Origin of the sequence: Photobacterium sp. WH24 (assembly GCF_019204055.1) — a bacterium.
Classification (GTDB): domain Bacteria; phylum Pseudomonadota; class Gammaproteobacteria; order Enterobacterales; family Vibrionaceae; genus Photobacterium; species Photobacterium arenosum.
Genome location: NZ_JAGSOZ010000010.1, coordinates 54,664 through 76,429, shown reverse-complemented (window position 1 = coordinate 76,429; position 21,766 = coordinate 54,664). Strand labels below are relative to the sequence as shown.

The 21,766-nt window shown below is 47.6% G+C and carries 23 protein-coding genes; 13 read left to right on the top strand and 10 right to left on the bottom strand.

What is annotated here, in order from left to right; translation table 11 throughout:
• Window positions 1–119: 119 nt before the first annotated feature.
• Window positions 120–1,031: a DUF368 domain-containing protein gene (locus KCG43_RS13400; RefSeq protein ID WP_218385524.1), complete on the bottom strand. Its 912-nt coding sequence runs from the start codon at window positions 1,029–1,031 to the stop codon at window positions 120–122.
• A 234-nt stretch (window positions 1,032–1,265) separates the two neighbouring features.
• Between KCG43_RS13400 and KCG43_RS13395 the strand changes: the two genes are divergently transcribed.
• Window positions 1,266–1,562 (top strand): hypothetical protein, encoded by a 297-nt coding sequence (locus tag KCG43_RS13395; protein ID WP_218385523.1) that lies wholly within the window; start codon window positions 1,266–1,268, stop codon window positions 1,560–1,562.
• A 2-nt stretch (window positions 1,563–1,564) separates the two neighbouring features.
• Here KCG43_RS13395 and pdsS read toward each other — a convergent pair whose 3' ends face one another.
• Both pdsS and pdsR read right to left on the bottom strand, forming a co-directional pair.
• Window positions 1,565–3,757 (bottom strand): proteobacterial dedicated sortase system histidine kinase, encoded by a 2,193-nt coding sequence (gene pdsS / locus KCG43_RS13390; protein ID WP_218385521.1) that lies wholly within the window; start codon window positions 3,755–3,757, stop codon window positions 1,565–1,567.
• Complete coding sequence (gene pdsR, locus KCG43_RS13385; protein ID WP_192013957.1) at window positions 3,745–4,431, bottom strand: proteobacterial dedicated sortase system response regulator; 687 nt, start codon at window positions 4,429–4,431, stop codon at window positions 3,745–3,747. Before pdsR ends, pdsS begins: the two co-directional genes overlap by 13 nt.
• A 241-nt stretch (window positions 4,432–4,672) precedes the next feature.
• Here pdsR and pdsO point away from each other — a divergent pair, with 241 nt between their 5' ends.
• Both pdsO and KCG43_RS13375 read left to right on the top strand, forming a co-directional pair.
• Window positions 4,673–5,431, top strand: a complete 759-nt coding sequence (pdsO, locus tag KCG43_RS13380) for a sortase-associated OmpA-like protein PdsO (RefSeq protein WP_255558037.1) — start codon at window positions 4,673–4,675, stop codon at window positions 5,429–5,431.
• Between the two features lie 9 nt (window positions 5,432–5,440).
• The gene (locus KCG43_RS13375) at window positions 5,441–5,626 is read left to right on the top strand and encodes a hypothetical protein (protein ID WP_218385519.1); all 186 of its coding nucleotides are present in this window, start codon (window positions 5,441–5,443) and stop codon (window positions 5,624–5,626) included.
• 162 nt (window positions 5,627–5,788) lie between these two features.
• On the opposite strand, the gene KCG43_RS13370 is transcribed toward KCG43_RS13375, so the two are convergent.
• Window positions 5,789–6,739: a chemotaxis protein CheV gene (locus KCG43_RS13370; RefSeq protein ID WP_218385517.1), complete on the bottom strand. Its 951-nt coding sequence runs from the start codon at window positions 6,737–6,739 to the stop codon at window positions 5,789–5,791.
• Between the two features lie 571 nt (window positions 6,740–7,310).
• On the opposite strand from KCG43_RS13370, the gene KCG43_RS13365 reads away from it, so the two are divergent.
• On the top strand, window positions 7,311–7,673 hold the full coding sequence (locus KCG43_RS13365) for an NADH:ubiquinone oxidoreductase (RefSeq protein ID WP_192013951.1): 363 nt from the start codon (window positions 7,311–7,313) through the stop codon (window positions 7,671–7,673).
• A 66-nt stretch (window positions 7,674–7,739) separates the two neighbouring features.
• Here KCG43_RS13365 and nagA read toward each other — a convergent pair whose 3' ends face one another.
• Together nagA and KCG43_RS13355 are read right to left on the bottom strand one after the other, a co-directional pair.
• Window positions 7,740–8,879, bottom strand: a complete 1,140-nt coding sequence (gene nagA / locus KCG43_RS13360) for an N-acetylglucosamine-6-phosphate deacetylase (protein WP_192013949.1) — start codon at window positions 8,877–8,879, stop codon at window positions 7,740–7,742.
• Between the two features lie 131 nt (window positions 8,880–9,010).
• Window positions 9,011–9,550 carry a hydrolase gene (locus tag KCG43_RS13355; protein WP_192013947.1) on the bottom strand — a complete coding sequence of 180 codons (540 nt, stop codon included), beginning with the start codon at window positions 9,548–9,550 and terminating at the stop codon, window positions 9,011–9,013.
• A 255-nt stretch (window positions 9,551–9,805) separates the two neighbouring features.
• Between KCG43_RS13355 and KCG43_RS13350 the strand changes: the two genes are divergently transcribed.
• Window positions 9,806–10,492, top strand: a complete 687-nt coding sequence (locus KCG43_RS13350; RefSeq protein WP_027251102.1) for a VC0807 family protein — start codon at window positions 9,806–9,808, stop codon at window positions 10,490–10,492.
• Between the two features lie 47 nt (window positions 10,493–10,539).
• Here KCG43_RS13350 and KCG43_RS13345 read toward each other — a convergent pair whose 3' ends face one another.
• Window positions 10,540–11,406 (bottom strand): DNA ligase, encoded by an 867-nt coding sequence (locus KCG43_RS13345; protein WP_218385514.1) that lies wholly within the window; start codon window positions 11,404–11,406, stop codon window positions 10,540–10,542.
• Between the two features lie 334 nt (window positions 11,407–11,740).
• Between KCG43_RS13345 and KCG43_RS13340 the strand changes: the two genes are divergently transcribed.
• On the top strand, window positions 11,741–12,412 hold the full coding sequence (locus tag KCG43_RS13340; RefSeq protein WP_255558036.1) for a chromosome segregation ATPase: 672 nt from the start codon (window positions 11,741–11,743) through the stop codon (window positions 12,410–12,412).
• Between the two features lie 5 nt (window positions 12,413–12,417).
• Window positions 12,418–12,804 carry a cupin domain-containing protein gene (locus KCG43_RS13335; RefSeq protein ID WP_192013944.1) on the top strand — a complete coding sequence of 129 codons (387 nt, stop codon included), beginning with the start codon at window positions 12,418–12,420 and terminating at the stop codon, window positions 12,802–12,804.
• A gap of 64 nt (window positions 12,805–12,868) precedes the next feature.
• On the opposite strand, the gene KCG43_RS13330 is transcribed toward KCG43_RS13335, so the two are convergent.
• On the bottom strand, window positions 12,869–14,356 hold the full coding sequence (locus KCG43_RS13330) for an FAD-dependent oxidoreductase (RefSeq protein ID WP_192013943.1): 1,488 nt from the start codon (window positions 14,354–14,356) through the stop codon (window positions 12,869–12,871).
• A gap of 426 nt (window positions 14,357–14,782) precedes the next feature.
• Between KCG43_RS13330 and KCG43_RS13325 the strand changes: the two genes are divergently transcribed.
• Both KCG43_RS13325 and KCG43_RS21485 read left to right on the top strand, forming a co-directional pair.
• Window positions 14,783–15,772: an OmpA family protein gene (locus tag KCG43_RS13325; RefSeq protein WP_218385512.1), complete on the top strand. Its 990-nt coding sequence runs from the start codon at window positions 14,783–14,785 to the stop codon at window positions 15,770–15,772.
• 240 nt (window positions 15,773–16,012) lie between these two features.
• The gene (locus KCG43_RS21485) at window positions 16,013–17,356 is read left to right on the top strand and encodes a trypsin-like serine protease (protein ID WP_192013939.1); all 1,344 of its coding nucleotides are present in this window, start codon (window positions 16,013–16,015) and stop codon (window positions 17,354–17,356) included.
• A gap of 75 nt (window positions 17,357–17,431) precedes the next feature.
• Here KCG43_RS21485 and KCG43_RS13315 read toward each other — a convergent pair whose 3' ends face one another.
• Window positions 17,432–18,229 (bottom strand): M48 family metallopeptidase, encoded by a 798-nt coding sequence (locus KCG43_RS13315; RefSeq protein ID WP_218385510.1) that lies wholly within the window; start codon window positions 18,227–18,229, stop codon window positions 17,432–17,434.
• A 105-nt stretch (window positions 18,230–18,334) separates the two neighbouring features.
• Between KCG43_RS13315 and KCG43_RS13310 the strand changes: the two genes are divergently transcribed.
• The 4 genes from KCG43_RS13310 to KCG43_RS13295 all read left to right on the top strand — a co-directional run bounded on the left by KCG43_RS13310 (window position 18,335) and on the right by KCG43_RS13295 (window position 20,803).
• Window positions 18,335–18,772, top strand: coding sequence for a hotdog fold thioesterase (locus KCG43_RS13310; protein WP_192013935.1), 438 nt, complete (start codon window positions 18,335–18,337; stop codon window positions 18,770–18,772).
• Window positions 18,769–19,011, top strand: coding sequence for a DUF3389 domain-containing protein (locus KCG43_RS13305; RefSeq protein WP_192013934.1), 243 nt, complete (start codon window positions 18,769–18,771; stop codon window positions 19,009–19,011). Before KCG43_RS13310 ends, KCG43_RS13305 begins: the two co-directional genes overlap by 4 nt.
• Window positions 19,012–19,200: 189 nt before the next feature.
• Window positions 19,201–20,106 (top strand): phosphotransferase, encoded by a 906-nt coding sequence (locus KCG43_RS13300; RefSeq protein WP_192013933.1) that lies wholly within the window; start codon window positions 19,201–19,203, stop codon window positions 20,104–20,106.
• A gap of 148 nt (window positions 20,107–20,254) precedes the next feature.
• Window positions 20,255–20,803: a RimK/LysX family protein gene (locus KCG43_RS13295; RefSeq protein WP_311568221.1), complete on the top strand. Its 549-nt coding sequence runs from the start codon at window positions 20,255–20,257 to the stop codon at window positions 20,801–20,803.
• Window positions 20,804–20,877: 74 nt separating this feature from the next.
• On the opposite strand, the gene KCG43_RS13290 is transcribed toward KCG43_RS13295, so the two are convergent.
• Window positions 20,878–21,699, bottom strand: a complete 822-nt coding sequence (locus KCG43_RS13290) for a DUF2797 domain-containing protein (protein WP_218385508.1) — start codon at window positions 21,697–21,699, stop codon at window positions 20,878–20,880.
• Window positions 21,700–21,766: the final 67 nt, after the last annotated feature.

Genomic DNA, 21,766 nt, shown 5'->3' with positions numbered 1-21,766 from the left:
GTTTCTCGCGTAAGTATTTTGTTATCAGTTAACTGCGCTATGGTATCACGCTTTTTGTGGCGGTCGCAGTTGCGATAAAGAAAGGCTGCCAGATGGCAGCCTCAGCATTCACTCAGCGGCTAGTCTGCTGCAAATTTCTCCAGTCCCCACACCAGCACTATCCCGAGTAGCATGGCAATCACTGCATAGCTAAGGAGCGCTGGCTGGCCGGTAACCTGCTCAAAGCTAAAGGGTGACAGGTTGTGCTCCAGCAGGGGGACTTGTTCACCGCTGGAATTGGTGCGCCAGCTGATGGTTTCTTTCCAGGGCCAGACTTTGTTCAGTGTGCCGAGCATCAGGCCTGTCAGGAAGGTCAGCGTTAAATCGCGGTAATGACGAAGTAGCCAAGACAGAACATGAGAAAAGCACAGCAGGCCGATCACACAACCCGTCGCAAACAGTCCCAGAGTACCCAGCTGCAGCGATTTAGCCGCCGCGAGGATAGGGCCGTACATACCCAGTAGCAGCAAAATAAAGCTGCCAGAGATGCCCGGCAGAATCATCGCGCAAATAGCAATGGATCCTGCTAATACTATGTTGATACTGGTCGGTGCCATATCAATAGGGTGAACAACCGTAATACCGTACGCAAATGCTGTACCGGCAATAATGCACAGAATCCGAGCCGCTCTCCAGTGCTGAACTTGTTTAAACATATGAACAGCAGAAATCAGGATCAGGCCAAAGAAAAAGGACCACAGCGGGATCGGATGCGTATGCAGCATCCAGGTGATTACACGAGCCAGGGTGAGAATACTGGTGAGAATACCAGTGAGAAGCACAATCAGAAAACCCGCGTTAATGTGGGTGAGAACTGCGCGGATTCCCTGTTTGCGCCACAGCGGGATCAGGCTGGGGTTGATGCGTCTGATACTTTCCAGCAGTGTATCGTAAATACCGGTTATAAAAGCGATTGTACCGCCGGAAACGCCGGGAACGACGTCTGCTGCGCCCATCGCTAATCCCTTAAGAAATGTAAAAACGTTACTCATTTGATTCAGGTATAGTTGTTATGAAAGTGAAGGCATTATACCGACTTAGTGTCAAAACGGTATGAGCACTTTGTTGAGTTCAGGCGGAAAATGTAACGGCAGATGAGCCTGCCTGAAGTCTGTCACTGCCAGCAATTGGTAAATTGTCTCAAGATTCGATCATTAATTGCTGCTAATTTGCTTAACTCTAAAGTATGGGCCTGTGCGGTTCATATTTGAACAAAGGTGAGCAAGATGAAATGGAACAGTGTGATGTTATCGGCGCTGGTGGTTTCTGGAGTATTCGTCGCGAATGTTCAGTCGGAGAGTTTACTGATGTCTTATGACGAATATATGGAGCGGTGCACCGAAACATATGGCTCCGACAGGATAACCATCAGTGTCTGCGAAAATCAGTATCTGACTATGTATGCCAAAGATGAAGAGGTCACAGCGCAAGCTGAGACACAAGTGCCGGGCACTGCTCCCTCTTCAGATTCTTCAGAACCACAATCATCTGTACCTGAGACTGATACCGAGTTGCCGGAATAAACTCAGGTATTCGTTGCCGCATTCAATGGCATAGTAACGGCGACTGTGACACCCAAACAATCATGGCGGTTTTTGATTGCGATTTGCCCTGCGTGATAATCCACGATCAGCCGCGCAATATACAGACCCAGACCGAGATGTGGTTTGTCCTGATGTGCCTGACTGCGTACCGAGACCATTGAATGCAACAGTTGGTCGGCCATATCATCCGGTAATAGCGGCCCCTGGTTGCTGACAGTCAGTGTGGCGTGCTTGTCAGTTTGTGACAGTGTGACGTCAATCTGGCTGTTCGGTTGGCTGAATTCAACAGCGTTAGCTATCAGTTTATCCAGCAGCTGAGCCAGAAAGTCGGGGGCACCTGTGATACGGACCGGGGTGTCCGGCACCTGCACCTGGAAGTCTTGCTCAGCAAAGGCGAACTGATAACCTTGCATACAGCCGCTGATCAAGTCATTTAGCGTAAACTCTTCCATGTCTGCACCCTGCAGGCTCTGCTCGATACGGGTTGCTTCTGTCATGCTCGACAAAATCGTGCTCAGTCTTCTGATACCTTCCTGCGCCCGTTCGATATAGCGCTGTTCATCATGATTGAGGCTGGACATAGAAAGGTTATCCAGTGAAGAGCGGACGACGGCAACGGGTGTGCGCAGCTCGTGTGACAGCCGCGAAGACAGGTTTTCCAGGTAATGATTGTATTGTCCGAGCCGGTTAACCATGCTTGCCAGGCTGCGGGATAAATCACCAACTTCATCTTTTGACGATGACGCAGTGATTGCTTCGCGAATCCGGCCCTGAGCATCTATCGATTGCTCTGCCTGATCGCGTAACCGCCGGATACGGCCTGAGAGGCTTGAGGCAAACAGGAAAAGAATAATGGCAGCGATGATGATGATCGCCAGTAACACGTTGAAGAGTTGTTCCAGAGCCCGGTTTTTCAGGGTCTGAACCCCCTGGGTTGATTCTTCGGCGACCACGGCTCCCATCACTTTGTCATCCAGCCAGATGGGGTAGGCGGCGGACAGAATCATTGCTTTGCCGTCACTTGATGACCGCCAGTGGGCGTAACCGCGTCCCTGCAAGGCTTGATCAACATTGACGCCTGTGATCAGTGCGGGATCGTCGGGCTTGTCGTCGAACGGGACAGGCTCTGATAAGAGAAAGGTGTAATAAAGCGGGCGCAGCAGGTGTTGATCCAGCCAGGAGCCTAAACCATATTCCTCTTCATCATAACGAACAGATGTTGCCCACACTCCGTCTGAATGCTGAATGTCGCCAGATTGCGCTAACACACGCTGATGTCGGTCCAATACCCAGATACGCGAACTGCTGTGCCCCATGCCTTTGACTATGCGCTCAATTTCCGGTGAGGGCAGCAGCACTGTACCCAAATTTGCCGCCGTTTTGCTGTTGGCTGTGCCTATGATGGTCTCAACATCACGGTGGGTATCGTGGTTAACATCATAAACAGACACCGACAGCCGTTGGCCGAGCTGTGACAAGGGCATGCTGATTTCCAGTGAGTAGCCATCCTGCCTTGGTTGCCACTGCGCTGTAATCAGATTCGTGGCAGAGATCAGGTTTGGTTCGTCAAGCTCATCGGTGATCATCCAGGCAGAAGTCTGGCCATCCTGTTCAAGTGCAATCAGATAACGTTCGAACTCACCCTGTGGGGTTGTCAGTGCCAATATCAGATGATCGTTCCTGTCGACCTGATGACTGTTGGCACGGCGCAAAACGGTGTGCCTGTCCTTCACTTTCATGGCGGCATAAAATTGCTGGCTGTGTCGCCCGGCAATCAGATAGAAATCGGTTTGCCCCTGCTGGTAAGGGCGCTGGCTGAATCGGACATACTGACGTCCGTAGTAATGCATCTTGGCATCAAGATCCTCTGGCCAGTCTGCCAGGCTTCCGTCAATGGTAATTGAACCGGGCAAATCATAGACGTATAAATCGTGGCCATGCTGAACACGAGGCAGAAAACTGGCTTGCTGGCTGAACAGCGCAGGCCGTTCGTTCAGCGCGGTGGCAATGGCTCTGGCTGTGCCAATCAGAGTTTGCTCTTGCCCCTGACGGAGCAGTTTTTCCATTTCGAGAACAAACCGATACCCGAACCAGGGCAGGGTGAGCAACAGGCTGGCGATGATAACTATCTTTACGCGAAGACCTGCGGTAAATCGTGCTGTCAGGCTCCCCATCGGTATCCCATTCCGTAGACAGTATGAATATGATCAAAGTCGGCATCATGCTGGGCAAACTTTTTGCGTATCCGCTTGATATGAGACGTGATGGTACTGTCATCGACCACGACGTGGGCATCCTCCATCAAATCCTGACGACTTCTGACATGGCCCGGACGTTTCGCCAGCGCGTACACCATCCAGAACTCTGTCACAGTCAAATCAATGTGTTGCTCCTGCCAGAAGATCTGCATTTTGTTCTGGTCAATGGTCAAAGCTCCCCTGTGCAGCAGTGTCTCTTCTGTGGCGGGGGCAGACATCAGCTCACTGCGCCGGAATAGCGCGGCAATTCTTGCCATTAAATGGGGCAGGCTGATGTCTTTGGTGAGATAGTCATCTGCCCCCATCCGCAACCCGCACACCGTATCGAAGTCGCTGTCACGTGCAGTCAGAAAAATGATGGGTACAGTGGGAGACAGGGCGCGTAACGACTGACAAAGTGCGAACCCGCCATCGATTTCATGGCCTAAGCCGATATCAATGATGGCCAGATCGGGCAGTTTGAGTTCGAACGCCTGCTGGGCTTGCTGGCGGTCTGCGTAACCCTGCACTTTGTAACCGTGCTTTCTCAGCACATCCATGTAGTTTTCCCGAATTGCCGCTTCGTCTTCAACAATGGCTATATGTTTCATTGATTGCTTCATCATTCACCTTGGAGAAAACTGACTATACCTGAACTGGCAGGCTAAAAAAGTGCAAATCCGCCTTCAAAGCCAATTGCCATAATGTTGCCACATTTGATCAGCACATTGCCTTTTTCTCTCCCTCTTATTGCCTGAACACTTTGTTTTAATTCTCTCATTGGCAAACGAGAGCTGCATTAACGGCCTCAGATGCTTGTTCGGATAACACAGAAATGATGAGGAAAATCAGATGAACACCATGATGAAAAAACAGGCTCTTTCCCTTTTGGTTGCCACAGCGGTGATGGGTGTCAGCACTCAGGTTCATGCGGGCCAGCAGAGCACGGCAAACACTGAGCCGGTTGCCCAGCAAGAACAATGGATTGGTATGGGTTCCGGTGCCGCTGTCGGCGGTCTGGTTGGTGGTCCGGTCGGTGCTGTTATTGGTGCAATGGTCGGCGGGATTATGGGTACAGCCGTTGGCCAGGAAGGTTATATCGCCAACCAGACAGCGCGTTTGAGTGAGCAGCAGAAAACCATTGTGGCTTTGAATGAGCGTAATGCCGAGCTGGAGCCTGTTCTGAACAGCTACCAGGAAATGCAGCATGAAATGGCCAGCCTGCGCGAGACACAGCAGAAGCATGATATGGCATTGGCAATGAACGTACATTTTCGGACCGGTTCGGCAGTGATTGAGCCCCATTTTCAGGCTCAGCTGGATGAAATTGCAGAACTGATGAAGCAATCGCCAGAAATAAATTGGGAATTATCAGGCTATGCAGACCGCCGTGGCGGGTCGGAGCGTAACCAGGTTCTTTCTGAAGAACGTGCGACTGCCGTCAGGGATTATCTGGAATCTCGGGGCGCGAACCCATTGCAAATTGTCACCATTGCTTATGGCGAAGAAGAGCCGCTTAAAATGGATGAAAGCTGGGAGTACGACTTTTTTGACCGCCGCGTCACTTTGCGTAGCCAGCAGGGACCGGTTCAGACAGCGCAGTCGCATTAAGGGGGATGTATGGCATCGACAGCTCAGTTTACGCTCAGCAGTTGCTTAATACCGATAGCGGTTCTGGTGTTGTTTACTATGCAGCTGGCAATGAAAAGCGATGATCGCACATTGTCAGTCAGTCATCAGATCGAGGCGAAGGGATTCAATGATGGTATCTGGCAAGATATGGATAGTCTTTCACCTAATCAGTAATTTGGCTGAGTGTCAGGGGAGCCGGGTTGGACTGGCCCCTGACTCCTGGCCGAGAGCACTGCTGAAGCTGACATTACTGCATTTGAGTCTGGTGTATTGCTGATAAGACTACGCGCCTTTTAACCTTTGTCTGCCAAACGTCGTGAGTAAGCCCGTGGCGAATTACACGGGCTGCTTTAAAGCTGCTCTCAGTCTGTCCTGGACGACTTCAACCAAAAGATCCGGCTGGAATTTAGAAATGAAACGGTCGCAGCCAACTTTATCGACCATTGCCTGATTAAAGCTTCCGCTGAGCGAAGTGTTTAGTGCAATGAACAGGTCTTTCATCCTCTCATCACTGCGGATTTCGTGAGTCAGGCGATAACCATCCATTTCCGGCATTTCGGCATCGGTGAACATCATCAGGATCTCGTGGCTTACCTCTTTTCCTTCATCACACCAGCCTTTGAGAATATCCAATGCTTTTTGCCCATTAATGGCTTCAATGATTTCCAGACCAAGTTGCGAAAGGGTGTCCCTGATTTGTGCTCTCGCAGTTGAGGAATCGTCAACAATCAGAATTTTGCGTCCATGAAACTGACTGACTAAATGCTGATCGAGAATATCGTCAGAAATGTCTGTGTTGTATGACACGATCTGAGCCAGCACCTTTTCGACATCGACGATGCTGACCAGCCTCTCAACCCCCTCTCTTTTAATTCTTGTAATGGCGGTAAGATAATTGTTTTTACCGACTTGGCTGGGTGGCGGCTGAATGTCCTGCCAGGTCATATTGGCAATGTTCATGACCTGTCCGACGAGAAAGCCCTGAACGCTTCGATTGTATTCAGTAATGATAAGGTTGGTTTCAGTGCTCTCTTCCGTTGCTCTTATACCAATAGCTTTTCGTAAATCAATGATTGGAATCGATTGTCCGCGAATGTTGGCGACGCCACAGACACTGGAATGGCTGCCTGGCAGCGAGTGCAGGTGAGGTTGTTTGACGATTTCACGCACTTTGAACACGTTAATCGCAAATAATTGAGCAGAATGAAGCCGGAAAATCAGCAATTCAAGGCGGTTCTCTCCAACAAGCTGTGTACGAAGATCGACTGCATCAAGAATGGTCGTCATAAAATGCCCGTAAATGTGGTTTTTGTTCTGAATTTCAGCAAATTATAGAGAGAGGTAGCCAATATTCCTAACGAAGGTTACAAAGGTAAGAGCAACATCCCAGTTTCATAGTGAATGCGTCAAAAGAAAAGCGCATCAATCTTGTTTTTTACCGTTGCTGGCTGTTCGTACTTAAGGTTTGTCACACTTTTCACTTTGTTGGGCTCTAAAGTGAAAATTCAGTATTAGATGCTGCTTTTCATGTGAAAGACGGCGGTATGATATTGATCTTTCATGGCAGTATTACTCAAATTCTGAATTTTATTTTTAAGATATGGCCTTTGCAGCGATATCCTGCTGCTGCTTGAGTTGTTAACTGTTTTGTAACTTTTGGCGGTAAGTTGTTTTCTGTTAGGTGTTTATAATGTTTCAGAATGTAACTGGCTGAAAATGAAACATTTTAGTAACAATGCTTAGAGGAACGACCACTGTTAAACCTCTGTGAAACCTGAAACAATAGCCGCAAAAGGGCGATCCGGTGAAAGAATTGGCGCTCATTGTCATTAACGTCGGGTTTATGAGTGAGGTTCTTATGAAGTTCTTGATCATTCTGGCTATATCGGTTGTTGCCGGTGTTTTCTCAGGGGAGCATCTTCATTCATTTATGGCCGGCTTTGGTATAGCGTCTCTGGCGGTAGGTGCGACCTACTGGCTGGCATTCCGGGCAACACGTTATCCTCAATTGGCATTCATGCTGCTGCTAACCGGGTTAATGGCGAAAATGGGTGTTACTGTCGCTGGGGTAATGTGGGGACTGGAAAATCAGGTGATTAATTCACCTCTGGTATTTGCTCTGTCATACCTTTTCTTTTCTATTGTGGCGACTTACGGCTACTTCAAGTTGCGTGAATATCAACTTACCCGGCTTGAAACGCTCAAATTTGCCAACGCATAATGCAGAAAGGGCCACAGACAAGTGGCCCTTTGTCTTGTCACTCCGCGAACATTACATGCCATCGCTTTAAACGTGATGCCGTAACCCCATCTGAACCGTGCCTTTTACTTGCAGATCCGCAGTCAGTAATGCCAGATTGGCTTTATATCCTGTTCTGACTCTTCCATAGTGTGCATCCAGTCCCAGAGCTTTGGCCGGGTACAGGCTTGCCATCCGCAATGCCTCTTCTTTGCTGACACCCACATGATTAATCAGATTATGCACACCTTCAATCATGGTAATGGCCGCGCCGGCAATGGTGCCATCGGCATAATGGCATTTACCGTCAGTGACATAGGCCTTGGTGCCAGCCATATCGTACTCTTTGAGGTCAGTACCCGCTGGTGTCACAGCATCGGTAACCATAAAAAGTTTCTCTCCCAGAAGCTGGTGGGCGATTCTGATTGAGGCGTAATTCACATGAATGCCATCAACAATAATGCCGGCATGGGGTTTGCGATCAAAGATATAGCCGACAGCACCTGGCTCACGAGAATCCAGTGGACTCATCGCATTAAACAGATGTGTGGCCATACTGATGCCGTGTTTGGCTGTGTAGTCGGTGTACCGGCCATTGGTATGGCCCATAGACACTATAATGTTCGCCTCTGTCAGCTGGTTAATCACTGATTGATCACAAGACTCAGGCGCCAGTGTGATCACTTTTATGCAGTGGGCATGGCGAATGAGATACTCAGCAGTTTCTTCATCAAGATCCCTGATGCATTGTTCCTGATGGGCCCCTTTCTTTTGGCGGTTGATGAAAGGGCCTTCTAAATGCAGCCCCAGCACTCCTTCAGATTCCGGGGTATCAATGCTTTCAATCAACTGAATGACTGCGTTAAGCGGTTCGGCTTCACTGGTAATAAAAGTGGGAAGATATTGGGTGGTACCGTAGCGAAGGTTAGTGGCATTCATGGTATCCAGGGTGGATTTGGCAATGTCTGTGTTTAGCAAGACGCCGCCACAACCGTTTAGCTGAATGTCTATGAAGCCTGCGGTGGCCAGTAAACCAGTCCCGTCCAGACAGTCGGTCGGGAGTAATTGCCGGGACTTGGCTTGCGACATGGGCATGACGGCAGAGATGGTATCTCTGTCAATAAAAATGGCTTGATCTTCAGCAATCGTGCTGCCATCAAACACGCTGATGTGGGTTATGGCGTACATGGGCCGGACTCCGAGAATGCAGAGGAGGAGATTAACCTATGGCTATCTTATTTTTTTTATGAAAATAAGATAGCCTGCATTGAATCCGGGATCAATTTATCCGTGCAATTAATGTCAACTTTGTGACTTAATTATTTGATGAGGTTTAAGATCTGCCTGAAGCTTTCGCCTTCAGCGACGCCTTGTAACTCAAAAAGTACCATTTCTGTGCACGAGATTGAGGCACCTGCTTGTTGCATACGATTCAGGGCGACTGTTTTGTTCGCCGCATTCCGTGAAGAGACAGCATCAGAAATGACTTCTACGTGGTAGCCTTTTCGAAGTAAATCCATGGCGGTTTGATAGACACAAATGTGCGCTTCTATCCCGACCAGCAGCACGTTCTTGCAACCAGTGGAAACTAAAGCGTCCATAAAGTCGATCGACTGGCAACCGCTGAAACAATTTTTGGCAATGGGCGTCTGATCAGTGAGGTGCTCAGCAATCTGCGGAATAGTGGGCCCAAGCTTATCGGGTAACTGCTCTAACCAGATGACAGGTAATTGAAGGGCTTTTGCCCCTTGAGTCATGACTGACAGGTTTTGATAGAGGGTATCACTGTCTGACATCAGGCTGGCCAGCTTTCCCTGAACATCAACGATCACCAGCGCGGTTTTATTGCGATCCAGCATAGGAATGTCCTTATCTTAAATTCACCGTTATGTGCTTTTACATGAAAAGTTTAGCGGTGATTGCTCTGTGGTTATAGGGCAGAACATGGTTCTATCTGACCATAAAGTCAAGTCGGTTTGGTATTTTGTCTGCCCCTTAAGCTAAAATAGTTTGGTGAAGCCGACCAAAGCGAAAAGCCTTGTAACTTGTTTCATCTTTACATTGCGGGTAAATGACGGAACAATGACCCGATATTGAAACGTACCTGAAAAACCATGACTGAAAAAAAATCGAATCCTCTTACTGATCTTATCTTCAATGTCATCGTACCGTCTGTGGTACTGATGAAGCTGAGTGGCCAGGAACAACTGGGCCCTGTTAATGCATTGATACTGGCACTGGCTTTCCCGATTGTGCTGGGTGGCTATGAACTGATCAAGCACAAGAAGTTTAACTTCATTTCGTTATTGGGCTTTGTCAGTGTACTACTGACCGGTGGAATAGGTTTACTTGAACTTGATAATCAATGGCTTGCAATTAAAGAAGCGTTGATTCCTGGTTTAATTGGGCTTGTGGTGTTTGTCTCTACATTCACTAAGTACCCTGTTGTAACCAAAATGATTTTCAACGATGCCGTCCTGAATCTCTCGCTGATTAAAGAGAAATTGACACAAAATGGCAAACTAACCGAATTCAATAAGTGTCTGGCACAGTCTAATTATTTGTTTGCCAGTACGTTTGTGTTTTCCTCAATAATGAATTACGTACTGGCCACCACCATAGTAACCAGCCCGGCAGGGTCAGAAGCCTTTAATGAGGAGCTGGGTGAAATGACGCTGCTGAGTTATCCGATGATCGCGATTCCTTCCATGCTGATGATGTTCGGTATCTTTTATTATGTCTGGCGCTCTATCCGGCGCATGACCAATCTTGAAGCTAACCAGATTTTCAAGATGCAGTAATACCGCCAAGGGCTTACCACTGAGTAAGCCCTTTTTACATTTGTGTATCACAGAGTCGATGACGGTCTTGTACGCAGATATCGGGCAAAGCGAGGGATCTGGTTATGTGTAAATCCGTTATATCTGATGGTGACTATACTTCCGATTTCAGGGGGAACGGCACGATCTGCATCTGAAAAACCCGTACCGATTTTAAAGGGCGGCAAAGCATCCATCTTTACCCAAAGTGCCCCCATTAACCCCTGATATTTCCCTTTCCCTGGCTCGTAGCCAACCACGACAGCTTCTGCATCTTCGAAGCGTTTTATTTTTACTAAGCTGTCTGACCGGCCTGCGACATAGGGTTGAGAAGCATGGTGTAACATTATTCCTTCACCGCCATCGGCTTCTATCTCTGCTAGCCAGTTCTTCACCATGGCTATTGAGGCCAGTTTTCGCTGCTCTATGATGTTGATGTATGGATGATTGGATGCATTGACCAGTGTGGTTACATGGCGCCAGCGTTCATCAAATGAACCAGGGTATACGGGGGCATCAAAGACCATGAATCGGATCTTTTCCCATTGCTCACGGTTTGGCGATGCGTCCAGCACTGTTTGTGAGACCAGATGAAAAGCGCCTCTTCCGGCCCATAATTCACCTTCTAACACATCATCAGGCAAACCAGCCGTGAACCACTGTGGTGCATGAATAACGTGCCCTGTCCGGGTTTGTAGCTGCTGGCCATTCCAGTGAGCGCGAATGCCATCTAATTTCTCGCTGACCCAATAATCGGTAATTCTTGTACCCAAAGGGAGCAGAAACGAGTCATCCTGCCAGACAGCCGAAGTTGCTCTCATTGTTACTGTTTCTTTGGCATAACTGATTGGGCTCAGCATTAAGGTGATGATCATCGCCAGCTCAGATTGCTTCATGTTAGTTTCCTCCGGGGGCTACAAGGGCAAAAAGTAACCGGACACTGTCATATCCAGATTTTATTCCGAGGGGAAAAGCGACAGAGTGCGGCAGGAATGTGATTCTGAATAGCTAATTTTCTATCGCTATCATAGACTTTGCGAATGAAGCCTCAATGAAGCCTCAATGAAGCTTGATATAGTTCTGACATCGGTTCGCATCGATTGTGGTAATTTGTGTCTATGCCACTTAGCTACCCAGGGCTCTTGCCGTCATTTGGGTATATTGGGCTGGTTATCGATGCGTAATCATGTATTGAACTGGGTAGTTTGTTAGGAGAAAGGAATGGAGTTGATGTCGAACTGGAAAGTGACTCTGGTTGCCGGTTTAATCGCAGGAATGCTACTGGCATCGGCAATAGGGCACATTCAGCATCAGCCAACGGTTGCGGAAATGGACAACCTTCGTGAGATAAACACTGAGCAGGCGGAGCAAATACAAAGCCTGAGCACGCGGTTAGAAGCGATGGCGTCAATGGAAACTCAAAAAGCGATTGAATTTGAAGAGTTACAGCAGCAACTTGAGCAAAGAACGCTGGAACTATCTTCAGTACGTGAAGAGCACGCAAAACAAATGGCGGCCCTTAAGCAACAGAAAAAGCAGCTGGTTGTGACAAAAAAACAATTAGACACCAAAGTAGAGACGCTGACTGAAGCAACCCAAAAACAGCAGACTGTACTGTCCAACTCTAAAGCGTTGTACCAGCAGCAGCTAGGGCTGCAAAAACAGCTCAGCCAGGTGGAGGCTAATGTGAAACAAGCGCGGCGTGTTGCAGAAGAGTTCAAAAAGCCGTGCGACGAGTTTAAATCCGGCAAGAGCTGGAACTGGGTTTCTCAGGCTGATTGTGATCGGTATGAAGCAAAATTATCTAAAGTGGCTGAAGCTGAAGTGGAACGAACGGCACTTCAGAACGAACTTGATGAACTGAATGAGAAAATCAATGTTACATTGCTAAAAGATGAGTGATGTTCATGACGATCAACAAGTGTCAACCTGGCAACCTGAGCATTCAGGATGTGTTTTCAGACATACCAGATAACCTGCCGGAAGAGCTGTTTCAGACTCTGATTAATACGTCTGATGTACGTATTGAGCGAATCATCTCCCATGGCCACCAAACACCACCTGACGAGTGGTACGATCAAAATGAAGATGAATGGGTGATGGTCATTCAGGGTGCCGCCGAGCTGGCATTCGATGATGGCCGTTTGCCCGTTCGGTTACGTGAAGGCCAGAGTATCTACCTTCCTGCACACTGCCGTCACCGGGTCAGCTGGACGGCTCCCGGCGCGAATACCATTTGGCTGGCCGTATTTTTTCCGCCTGACTACAATGACCTGTCAATTCTGCCTGAATAAAACCGGCATCAAGAAGACACCGGAGCTGTTGTTGTCTGGTTTTCACTGTGCCGCCAGATAAGGTTTAGCCAACCGGCAAAGCTAGAGCAACTGGAAACTGACGAGCGCTCGCTAATACCTCGGCTTTTTTGGTGATAGTGGCAGCGCTAAGCTGCTGCGTCACTGTAAAGCGAGCTTCCAGAGGCAATGTCAGGCCGCTTTGTTCAGCGGTAATCAATCCGTCTTCTACCAGCTTTTTAATGATGATCTCTGCGGCGGTTAATGCAGAGGACGCTTTAACGATCTCGGTGCGGGCATAGCGGTATCCATCAAACGAGACATCGGCAGCGCGAAGAGAGGGATCGTCTCCCGGAATCTGTTGCGCCCCAAACAGTGGCGGGCCGCCGACACTGGCTGTTTTATACGCTGGCAGATGTTTGGCAATATGCGCGATGGCCCTGTGCGTTCGTTGCTCTATATCACTGGGCTGCCAGCCGTTTCTCAGCATATTTTTGTATAGCGGATTTAAAACAGGTTGAGCACTGTGTTCAGTGCTGCTGACCAGGCCGTCTTTGAAGAGCGTGATGTCTTCTGTCATGCCGTGTAATTGGAAGTAGCCGTCCGGGTAGGGAGTAAGCTGAGCCATTCCCAGCGGGGTGCCACGCTGACCATGGAAAATAATTTCAGGCCATTCTGCTTTGCTGTCTTCCCACCGGGTAACATAGGCCGCTTTAAATTCGACTAAACGTTTACGTTTATAATGCGCCATATCGTCTAAGGTACCGGTTCGGTAACCGCACGCATTGATCAGATAGTCCACTTCCTCTTTGTGGCTGTTGTAAACGCTACTGTCTTCACCCAGAGAACGGTAAGTAATTTGCCATTTATGGGTCTGACTATCCTGCTCTATATGGGTGACTTTGGTATGTGTTCTGACCTGGCTGCTGGGAAGCGCATCCAGTCCCAGAGTGACAGTGGCGGCTAAACGAAAAACACTTACGCCGTACTCCTGAACAAGTACGATGGGGAATTTGAAATTATCCAGGTCAAGGTGTTTTGCGACCGGAACCATCCAATCGTCAGGCGCTGTCGCACGGTCGGGCATTTCACGTTGAGCCAGTCTTTCCAGATCTTCGCGATAATAGAGACGGAAATAATCATCCGGCTCGCCCAATACCGCATTTGCTGCATCAATCTGAACCAAGGCTTTATAGTGTTGTTCAAGCAAAGTCAGCCGGGGAAGCAATAAGTCGGGATGGCCGGGATCCTGTTTCGGAACCGCGATGACTGTGGGGCGAATATTAGCGCTGTGTTTATAGACTCTTAACGTATCGACAGACTGTGTCAGCAGTTGGAGACACTGCTCATCTGAAATGTCACGATACAGATTGCCACCTGCGTGTAAGTGGCAGATAGGAGGACCATTAACCAGGCTTGGCCCTTCCTCGAAAAGATTGACAGAGAAACCTTGCTCGGCAAGCCGAAGTGCAATGGTAGAACCTGCCATTCCGCCGCCAATAACCCCAATTTTCAGATGGCTAAAAGGTTTGTTTGTGCCAGTTTCAGTTGTCATCAGCGGTAAATTCAACATTTTTGTAATTAGTTCTCATGCCGGACATTTTACTTGTCTGGCGCTCCGTTTGAAACAGTGAACATAAACAAACTCATTGATTGTTCATTTTTCTGTCAGTGTGAATTTACAATGTAAATGTTGTGCGTGTAGGTGCATATTAAGGGTTAAGTTGCCAATCTGCATGATTGATAAAAGCCTGACCCGACACCTTGCGGATTTACCTGCTGTCAGTGGTATTTTTTTGACTTGAATGACCAAGAAAGACCCATTTTAGGGTTTTTGTCACAGATTATGCTTAAAAATCGCTTCAGCTGAATGTCTTAATAAAGATATAGGCGCGCTATAACCTGCTTATAACCTTGCCAAAATTGACATTCCTGACTAAACCCTTAGAGGTAGTGGTGAACTAATAACAAGGAAAATTTTATGATTCGAATAATCAAATTTGTTCCGTTGGCGATTTTTTTGTCTGGTTCAGTTGTCGCCGCGACAGAGAATCCGTGGTATTTCGGCGCCCGAGTGGGTGGCACACATTTCAACAATTTTGATGGTGCTATTGATGGCCAGAAAAGTGATTACGGGCAAGATGACTGGGGTGGAGGCGTTTTTCTGGGATATCAGTTCTCTCCTTCGGTTGGTTTAGAGGGTGGTTACACCTACCTTGGTGAAGCCGATTATGATTTAGGCAGTGGTGGCTTTGAAGCTTATGGTTTGGATTTAGTTGCCAAGCTGACATGGCCTGTAACAGATGTTGTTGACTTGTATGCCAAAGCGGGCGGTTTTTTCTTTAATGTCGATAACACGGTAAATGGTGCAGATGATAGTGGTACATCGGGCACTGCAGGGGTTGGGGCTGAGTTTTATATGAATCCCAACGTATCAACACGCTTAGAATATCAATATTACAATCAGGTTGGGCGCAGTGAGCCTGGTAAGGCAGATATTCATTTCTACGGTTTGAGCCTGGTTTATCACTGGGGAGCACCAGCGGCCGCGGCAGTTGTTGAAGAGGCGGCTCCGCTGCCAGAGCCCGCGCCTTTACCTGCTGCGACTATCCAGCCACTTCGGGTGGCATTGCCGTTTAACTTTGACAGTAGTCAGTTAACGCAAGAAGATATCACGCGCCTGCAACCCATTGCCGATCGTTTAGTGAATTATCCTGACAGTAAACTTCAGGTAATTGGCCACACAGATGCTTCAGGTACATCGGCTTATAATCAGAAACTGTCTGAAGAACGGGCAGCAGCAGTCGCTGGCTATCTGGCGGGCTACTTCAGTATTGGTATGGACAGAATTGAGATTAAAGGATTTGGCGAGCGGGATCCTATTGCAACGAACAACACTGAAGAAGGACGAGCGCAAAACCGGCGGGTAGAAGCTTATATGCCTGGTATGTCAGCCAGTAGTGCCAAATAGTTAAATAAATTATTTCCATTGAAAGCCTTCGCTAGCCGAAGGCTTTTTCTTTAAATGGGAAAAGTAATGTGATTAATGAAGGAAATAAATTAGTGCATTATCGCTCAATTACATTTTAGCTTGAACATCAATTCCAGAAGTGCAATAAGGCACAAGCATTAAATGCTGTAATCCATCAACGTCATCACTGTATGCAACTTGGTACGCTTTTTGGTGAAAAACGTAAATTGAGGATTACTTATGAACAAATGGAAAGTCACTTTCACACTAACAGCGTTATACGCTTTTACGGTGTTTCCTGCATATTCTGCCGCTGTCGATCCTGGTTCTGAGCGAGTATATGAACCGAGAATTGTAGGGGGCGTTGATGCAATCAGCCAGGACTGGCGCTTCTTTACGCAGATAACTAGTCGCTTTAGTAACAGATCATTTTGCGGGGCAAGTTATTTAGGTGGCGGATACGTATTAACGGCGGCGCATTGCGTTGATGGCGATTTGCCGGGGGATTTAGCGGTAAAAGTTGGGGCACATCAATATAATGGCACGGATGGACTTCGTGCTAATGTCAGCCAGATTCATATTCATCCTCAGTACGTTCGCAGTACATTAAGCTATGATATCGCAGTGCTTAAGCTGGATAATGATGTGAATGCGCCTGCGGTTGATATTGCTACGGGCAGTTTGCATCAATATGTGATTGAAGGTGATGATTTGAGAGTTGCTGGCGTCGGACGGCTCTCGGAAGGCGGCATCAGCCCGACAATCTTGCAAGAAGTGACAGTGCCTCTCGTCAGTGATCACGTTTGCCAACAAAGTGGGGGCAGTTATCAGAATGTCGGCATCGACAACTTTTGTGCCGGCTATCCGCAAGGCCAAAAAGATTCATGCCAGGGCGACAGTGGCGGTCCCATTATTGTGAAACACAATAATCAAATAATTCAATTGGGAATTGTTAGTTGGGGGATTGGATGTGCGAGACCAGGTCAGTATGGTGTTTATACTGATATTGCTGCGCTAAGAGAGTGGGTTGACAGTGTGATTGGCGGTCAGGTTGATACCCCTTCACTGGCTTATGATGCAATTACAAACTTGGCTGATTTCACTGTAGGCGAGCGGGTAAGCCATGCTTTTACATTTAAAAATACAGGCTTGGCCCAAGCAAACATTACACGTGTGAATATATTGGAGGCGGGGGTTGCTGAGCAAGCTGTTATTGTCAGTGATACTTGTTCCTCGGCTTCTTTGAATCAGCACCAAAGCTGTAGTGTGCTGGTAGAATTCGGGGCGGGTACACCCGGAAATGCGAAAGTGACGTTGTCTCTTATTGCTCATCACTCTCAATCCGCAATTGAGGCGGTGGTCCAGGCATCTGTACTCAGCGCTGATGGCAGCCAGAACGGAGGCAGTTACGATTACGCTTATCCTGAGGGGCTGGGCCAATATGGTGCAGGCACTATTGTTTTGGGGACCGATGGGATGAGATATCAGTGCCGGCCCTACCCGAACAGCAACTGGTGTAATTCAGGGGGACCGTATGCTCCTGGCACGGGTTGGGCAGCAGGCGATGCATGGAACGCACTTTAAGAAAATAATTGCTGATTGTTGATATCTGTAAGCCGTCAGTACAGAAAGGCATCGCTATTTGCGATGCCTTGATAGTTAGACTGGTGCTTTACAGTTGGGATGTGTTGCCGTTGAAACGGGCAAACGGCCGATTTCACGCCGTAAATCATCAATACGTGATGCATGGGAAGGGTGGGTTGACAGTATTTCCGGAGGTTGCCCGCCGCCGCTGGCTTTGCTCATGTTTTGCCAAAGCGCCACGCTCTGATTCGGATCGAAACCGGCTTGTGACATCATTCGCAGCCCAATGATATCGGACTCCGATTCCTGCGCACGGCCATAAGGCATCAGAATGCCGTACTGTACACCAAGCCCGAGCCCGGCCATGGCCATTTCCTGATACTCAGTGCCACCGAGGGCGATACTGGAAATTTGCAAACCAAGGTTGGCTAACTGTGAGCGGGACAAGCGCTCATTGCTGTGTTTGGCAAGGACGTGACCAATCTCATGGCCGATAACTGTTGCGAGTTGATCCTGATTCTTTGCGACTTTCAGCAGGCCGGTATACACGCCGATTTTTCCGCCGGGCAGCGCGAAGGCGTTCACCTGATCACTGTCGAATACCACCACTTCCCAGCTTGGTGCTTCTGGCTGGCGGCCAAGCGATGCAGTTAAAGCGCGAGTGACACACTGAACATAGGTGTTAACCTGAGGATCAGTATTGATCTTTTCCTTTGTTTTCATCTCTTCAAATGACTGTGCGCCCAGTTGCGACATGTCCTGTTCAGAGAATAGCAGTACCTGTTGCCGGCCAGTGGGTGAATTACTGCAAGCAGCCAGCAGTAACGCACTTGCCAGCAAACTGGTAACGGGTAAATGGCGAAATGCAATCATAGTTCTCACTCCTCGCTTTTTAGTATATGCCATCCTGTACATCGCTTATCAGCCATTTATATAGATGTTATGCTGGCGCAGTCTAGCTTGTTATAAGGAATCGCAATGTCGATTTGGCAAAAGAAATTTGATCTCAACGACTTAAATCAAACCTCAGTGAACACCCTGGTTCAACACCTCGGCATCGAATACAGTGCCTTTGATGACAATAGCTTGACGGCAATAATGCCAGTAGATTCAAGAACTCACCAGCCTTTTGGTATGTTGCATGGTGGAGCATCGGTCGTTCTGGCTGAAACTCTGGGGTCGATTGCTGCTAACATGTGTGTCAGTGACAATAAGTACTGTGTGGGTCTTGATATCAATGCCAATCATGTACGTGTTGTTCGTACTGGCTTTGTTAAAGGAACGGCCAGCCCTGTACACCTAGGGGCAACGACTCAAGTCTGGCAAATTACTATCACCGATGAGCGGGATAATCTTGTGTGTACAAGCCGGTTAACTATGGCGGTACTAAAACATAAAAAGAAGGACGAAGCATGATTCTGACATTCAGCCAGGGTAGGATTGTAGCTAATCAGCATGAGTTGGTTATTCGTCTTGAAGGGACGGGTAAAGTGACTTTGCAGGCAAGGGCCGATGATATCCGGTTGCTAAGACAACCAAATATCATTACAGCAACAGGGAGTGGCGTGCAATGGTCAATACATTTGGATGATGATGCACAACTTAAAGCCCTGTCAGATTGTATGGGTATTGCCATTGATTCTCATCGTAATTAGAGATTATTTCCTTTTTATAATTATTAGCCATACTTTTACCTTTTTTGGGGGATATATCGCGAAGTTAAGCTTAATGGCTTTTATATCTGATCATTTTTCTACAAAATCGAATGATTACATTTGATTTTTCGATGTATTTAGAGCTTGCAGATTAGCTATTTATTGATGTGGCTATAAGAAAGGATATCTATGCAAGAACCTCAACTTAACAGAATTGCGGTTAACGCTTTTCGTGCTCTGTTTAGCAGTTGCCCTGATTTTTGTAACCTGCAATCTACTTTTTATGGTTGGGTTGCATTTCTTGCTACAGAGAAACGACGAGTGGTTATCAAATTTTGCCGGCAGGCTGGCCGGCTGAGTCAGGAAATTAATTCTCTTAATCGCTTAAGATCAATGGTCGATTGTAAAGTGCCTGAAATTTTATTTTTTGGCTGTGAAGAAGGGCATGAATTTATTGTTATGGAGTGGGTGGAGGGTGTCCCGGCAAATGAACTACCGAATGAAGCACATGCACTGAAGGTATTTTCTGAACATTTTACAGACATTCTTATTAATATGCACAATCAACCCCATGATGAGGGGTTTGAAATAGCAGAGAATAAGTATGATTCCCAGATAATACCTGCATTTGAAATATGGATGGACCCGGTATTTCAGTACGTATTAGACAGAGAATCCCCTTTCTCAGCGGAGCTGAAAAATCATTTCGAAAAACTCTGGGATGACCGTCAGCATGTATTGGAACCCATGAATGAAAAGCCATCTTTTGTGCATGATGATTGTCATTTAGCGAATGTCCTTTTTGATGCAAAGACGTTTAAAGTGGCGGCAATTCTTGATCCTGCCGATGCCGGCATAAAGCATCGGGAGTTTGATGTGTTCCATTTAAATGATATTCGTCCTGAATTGGATCTCATTGCTCGTTATGTGGCGAAATATCCCCTTGCCGAAGGTTATGAAATGCGGCGCTGGTATTTAAGCCTCTGGGACGATGCAAAACATGCATCAAATATCGGCTGGTATGATGAGCAAAGCTTCATGTATAAACTGCAGGAATACCATGTCTTATCTAAAAGGACTGGCAGGATATTTTGAGAGATGTCGCCAAATTGTTTACAATATGCGCGTATTCTCGACCTTTAGTGGCAGCCGTATGAAAAAATTGCTCTTTTTGTTTGTAATATCTCTTCTGTCGGGTTGTGTGTCTTCTCCTTCGACTCAGACCTCAGATCAGAGTGTGGACGTGGCTCAAACTGATAAATCCATAACGTCAGTGCCGGAGAAGCAATCTGAATCAGCTAAGGTGGTTCCGTCCGCACCGGTTGTTGTCACGCCTGCGGAAACCACGCCTCAAACAGCTAACACTCAGCCCCCTGCCGTTAAGGCGCAGCCAAAGAAAGTGAAAACGCGCGATGGCAAGTTGATCCTGGGTCAGCACGAGTGGGTGTGGCTGAGTCCGGCAAAGCAGTTCGTGAAAGTACGGATTAACCAGGAACAAAAAGCATCGACTCTTGGTGTGACCTCACTGGTTCCTTTCGAGCGTGATGGCAATGAATGGGTCAAATTTACTGCTCGCGGTATGGACTTCGAATTACCCGTGACCCGGTGGTCGGGAAAAGAGGACACTAAATCAGCCATTGTCCAGGTAAGAACCATTCTGGGTGATCTTAACGCACTAACCGATTTTGCATTAGTGGAAGGCAAAGATGTTGTGCTTGGTGAGAATTTCACAAAAGACGTGGCGATTGTCGATTCAACCCGTGACTTTGTTCAGCCTAAAAAGAAGAAATGAAGATGTGCGGTTAGACACAGTCTTGATGACAGTGAGCCAGGCAGCCATACCATAAACTGCCTGGCTCAGTGCGATTACGCAGATCTTGTCTGAACTGAGACTTCATAGCTGGTGAATTTACGCACATTGATAACACCAGTGTCGAATATCAGATATTGCCCTTTGATACCAAGTAAAATCCCTTCAACAACAGGTTCTTTGTCGAAATTGTGCGACTGTATTTTCTTTGGATACAAGCTCACCGGGTAAGCAATCTCGACTATGTCCTGATTAAGACGTTCAATGGAATCTGCTCCAAAATGCAGTAACAAATTCTGTAGCTTTTCCTCAATCGCTGGCAGCAGTTTTTCTGCTTCCGCGGTCAAATCGATCGACGCTGCATCTCCTTTCAGCATTGCTCGCCAGTTGGTTTTATCGGCAATAAATTCAGCTAAGGCAACTTCAGCTAACCCGGAAAGATGACGGTTTTTCACTTTTAGTATAGGTAAAGCCTGTGTGGCCCCCTGATCAATCCAACGGGTCGGAATTTGGCTATGACGGGTGATCCCAACTTTAAGGCCTGAAGTATTGGACAGGTAAACATAGTGAGGCACCATACAGTGTGAATCACCCCATTCAGGCTCCCGGCATGTGCCTTGCGCATAGTGGCAGGTTTCAGGCTTCATTACACACATGTCACAGCGAGCCAGTTTTTTCATACACGGAAAGCAATGGCCTTGCGAATAGCTCTTTTTCGTCTTTCTTCCGCAGGCATCACAGAAAATATTGCCGCTGAACGTGAGTTGCAGGTGCTGACCAATCAACGGGTTCAGGTCGAGGGTTTGGTCTCCAACCAGCAGTTGATAACTGACGACATCGCCAAGCGATGAACGCATTTTACTTAATGTACCTTGCATGATAATTCTCTGCTTACATTGCTTAATATGGGATCTTTGCCCCTGTAGGGTGAGTGTACCATTTCAG

What these genes read in the sequence shown, in the direction of transcription:
- KCG43_RS13315 (WP_218385510.1), bottom strand. Translation starts at nt 18,229, where the DNA reads ATGATTGCATTTCGCCATTTACCCGTTACCAGTTTGCTGGCAAGTGCG.
- KCG43_RS13340 (WP_255558036.1), top strand. Translation starts at nt 11,741, where the DNA reads ATGTCGAACTGGAAAGTGACTCTGGTTGCCGGTTTAATCGCAGGAATG.
- KCG43_RS21485 (WP_192013939.1), top strand. Translation starts at nt 16,013, where the DNA reads ATGAACAAATGGAAAGTCACTTTCACACTAACAGCGTTATACGCTTTT.
- KCG43_RS13290 (WP_218385508.1), bottom strand. Translation starts at nt 21,699, where the DNA reads ATGCAAGGTACATTAAGTAAAATGCGTTCATCGCTTGGCGATGTCGTC.
- KCG43_RS13400 (WP_218385524.1), bottom strand. Translation starts at nt 1,031, where the DNA reads ATGAGTAACGTTTTTACATTTCTTAAGGGATTAGCGATGGGCGCAGCA.
- pdsS (WP_218385521.1), bottom strand. Translation starts at nt 3,757, where the DNA reads ATGGGGAGCCTGACAGCACGATTTACCGCAGGTCTTCGCGTAAAGATA.
- KCG43_RS13350 (WP_027251102.1), top strand. Translation starts at nt 9,806, where the DNA reads ATGACTGAAAAAAAATCGAATCCTCTTACTGATCTTATCTTCAATGTC.
- KCG43_RS13370 (WP_218385517.1), bottom strand. Translation starts at nt 6,739, where the DNA reads ATGACGACCATTCTTGATGCAGTCGATCTTCGTACACAGCTTGTTGGA.
- KCG43_RS13395 (WP_218385523.1), top strand. Translation starts at nt 1,266, where the DNA reads ATGAAATGGAACAGTGTGATGTTATCGGCGCTGGTGGTTTCTGGAGTA.
- KCG43_RS13330 (WP_192013943.1), bottom strand. Translation starts at nt 14,356, where the DNA reads ATGACAACTGAAACTGGCACAAACAAACCTTTTAGCCATCTGAAAATT.
- pdsO (WP_255558037.1), top strand. Translation starts at nt 4,673, where the DNA reads ATGAACACCATGATGAAAAAACAGGCTCTTTCCCTTTTGGTTGCCACA.
- KCG43_RS13375 (WP_218385519.1), top strand. Translation starts at nt 5,441, where the DNA reads ATGGCATCGACAGCTCAGTTTACGCTCAGCAGTTGCTTAATACCGATA.
- KCG43_RS13305 (WP_192013934.1), top strand. Translation starts at nt 18,769, where the DNA reads ATGATTCTGACATTCAGCCAGGGTAGGATTGTAGCTAATCAGCATGAG.
- pdsR (WP_192013957.1), bottom strand. Translation starts at nt 4,431, where the DNA reads ATGAAACATATAGCCATTGTTGAAGACGAAGCGGCAATTCGGGAAAAC.
- KCG43_RS13345 (WP_218385514.1), bottom strand. Translation starts at nt 11,406, where the DNA reads ATGAAGCAATCTGAGCTGGCGATGATCATCACCTTAATGCTGAGCCCA.
- KCG43_RS13310 (WP_192013935.1), top strand. Translation starts at nt 18,335, where the DNA reads ATGTCGATTTGGCAAAAGAAATTTGATCTCAACGACTTAAATCAAACC.
- KCG43_RS13335 (WP_192013944.1), top strand. Translation starts at nt 12,418, where the DNA reads ATGACGATCAACAAGTGTCAACCTGGCAACCTGAGCATTCAGGATGTG.
- KCG43_RS13355 (WP_192013947.1), bottom strand. Translation starts at nt 9,550, where the DNA reads ATGCTGGATCGCAATAAAACCGCGCTGGTGATCGTTGATGTTCAGGGA.
- KCG43_RS13365 (WP_192013951.1), top strand. Translation starts at nt 7,311, where the DNA reads ATGAAGTTCTTGATCATTCTGGCTATATCGGTTGTTGCCGGTGTTTTC.
- KCG43_RS13325 (WP_218385512.1), top strand. Translation starts at nt 14,783, where the DNA reads ATGATTCGAATAATCAAATTTGTTCCGTTGGCGATTTTTTTGTCTGGT.
- KCG43_RS13300 (WP_192013933.1), top strand. Translation starts at nt 19,201, where the DNA reads ATGCAAGAACCTCAACTTAACAGAATTGCGGTTAACGCTTTTCGTGCT.
- nagA (WP_192013949.1), bottom strand. Translation starts at nt 8,879, where the DNA reads ATGTACGCCATAACCCACATCAGCGTGTTTGATGGCAGCACGATTGCT.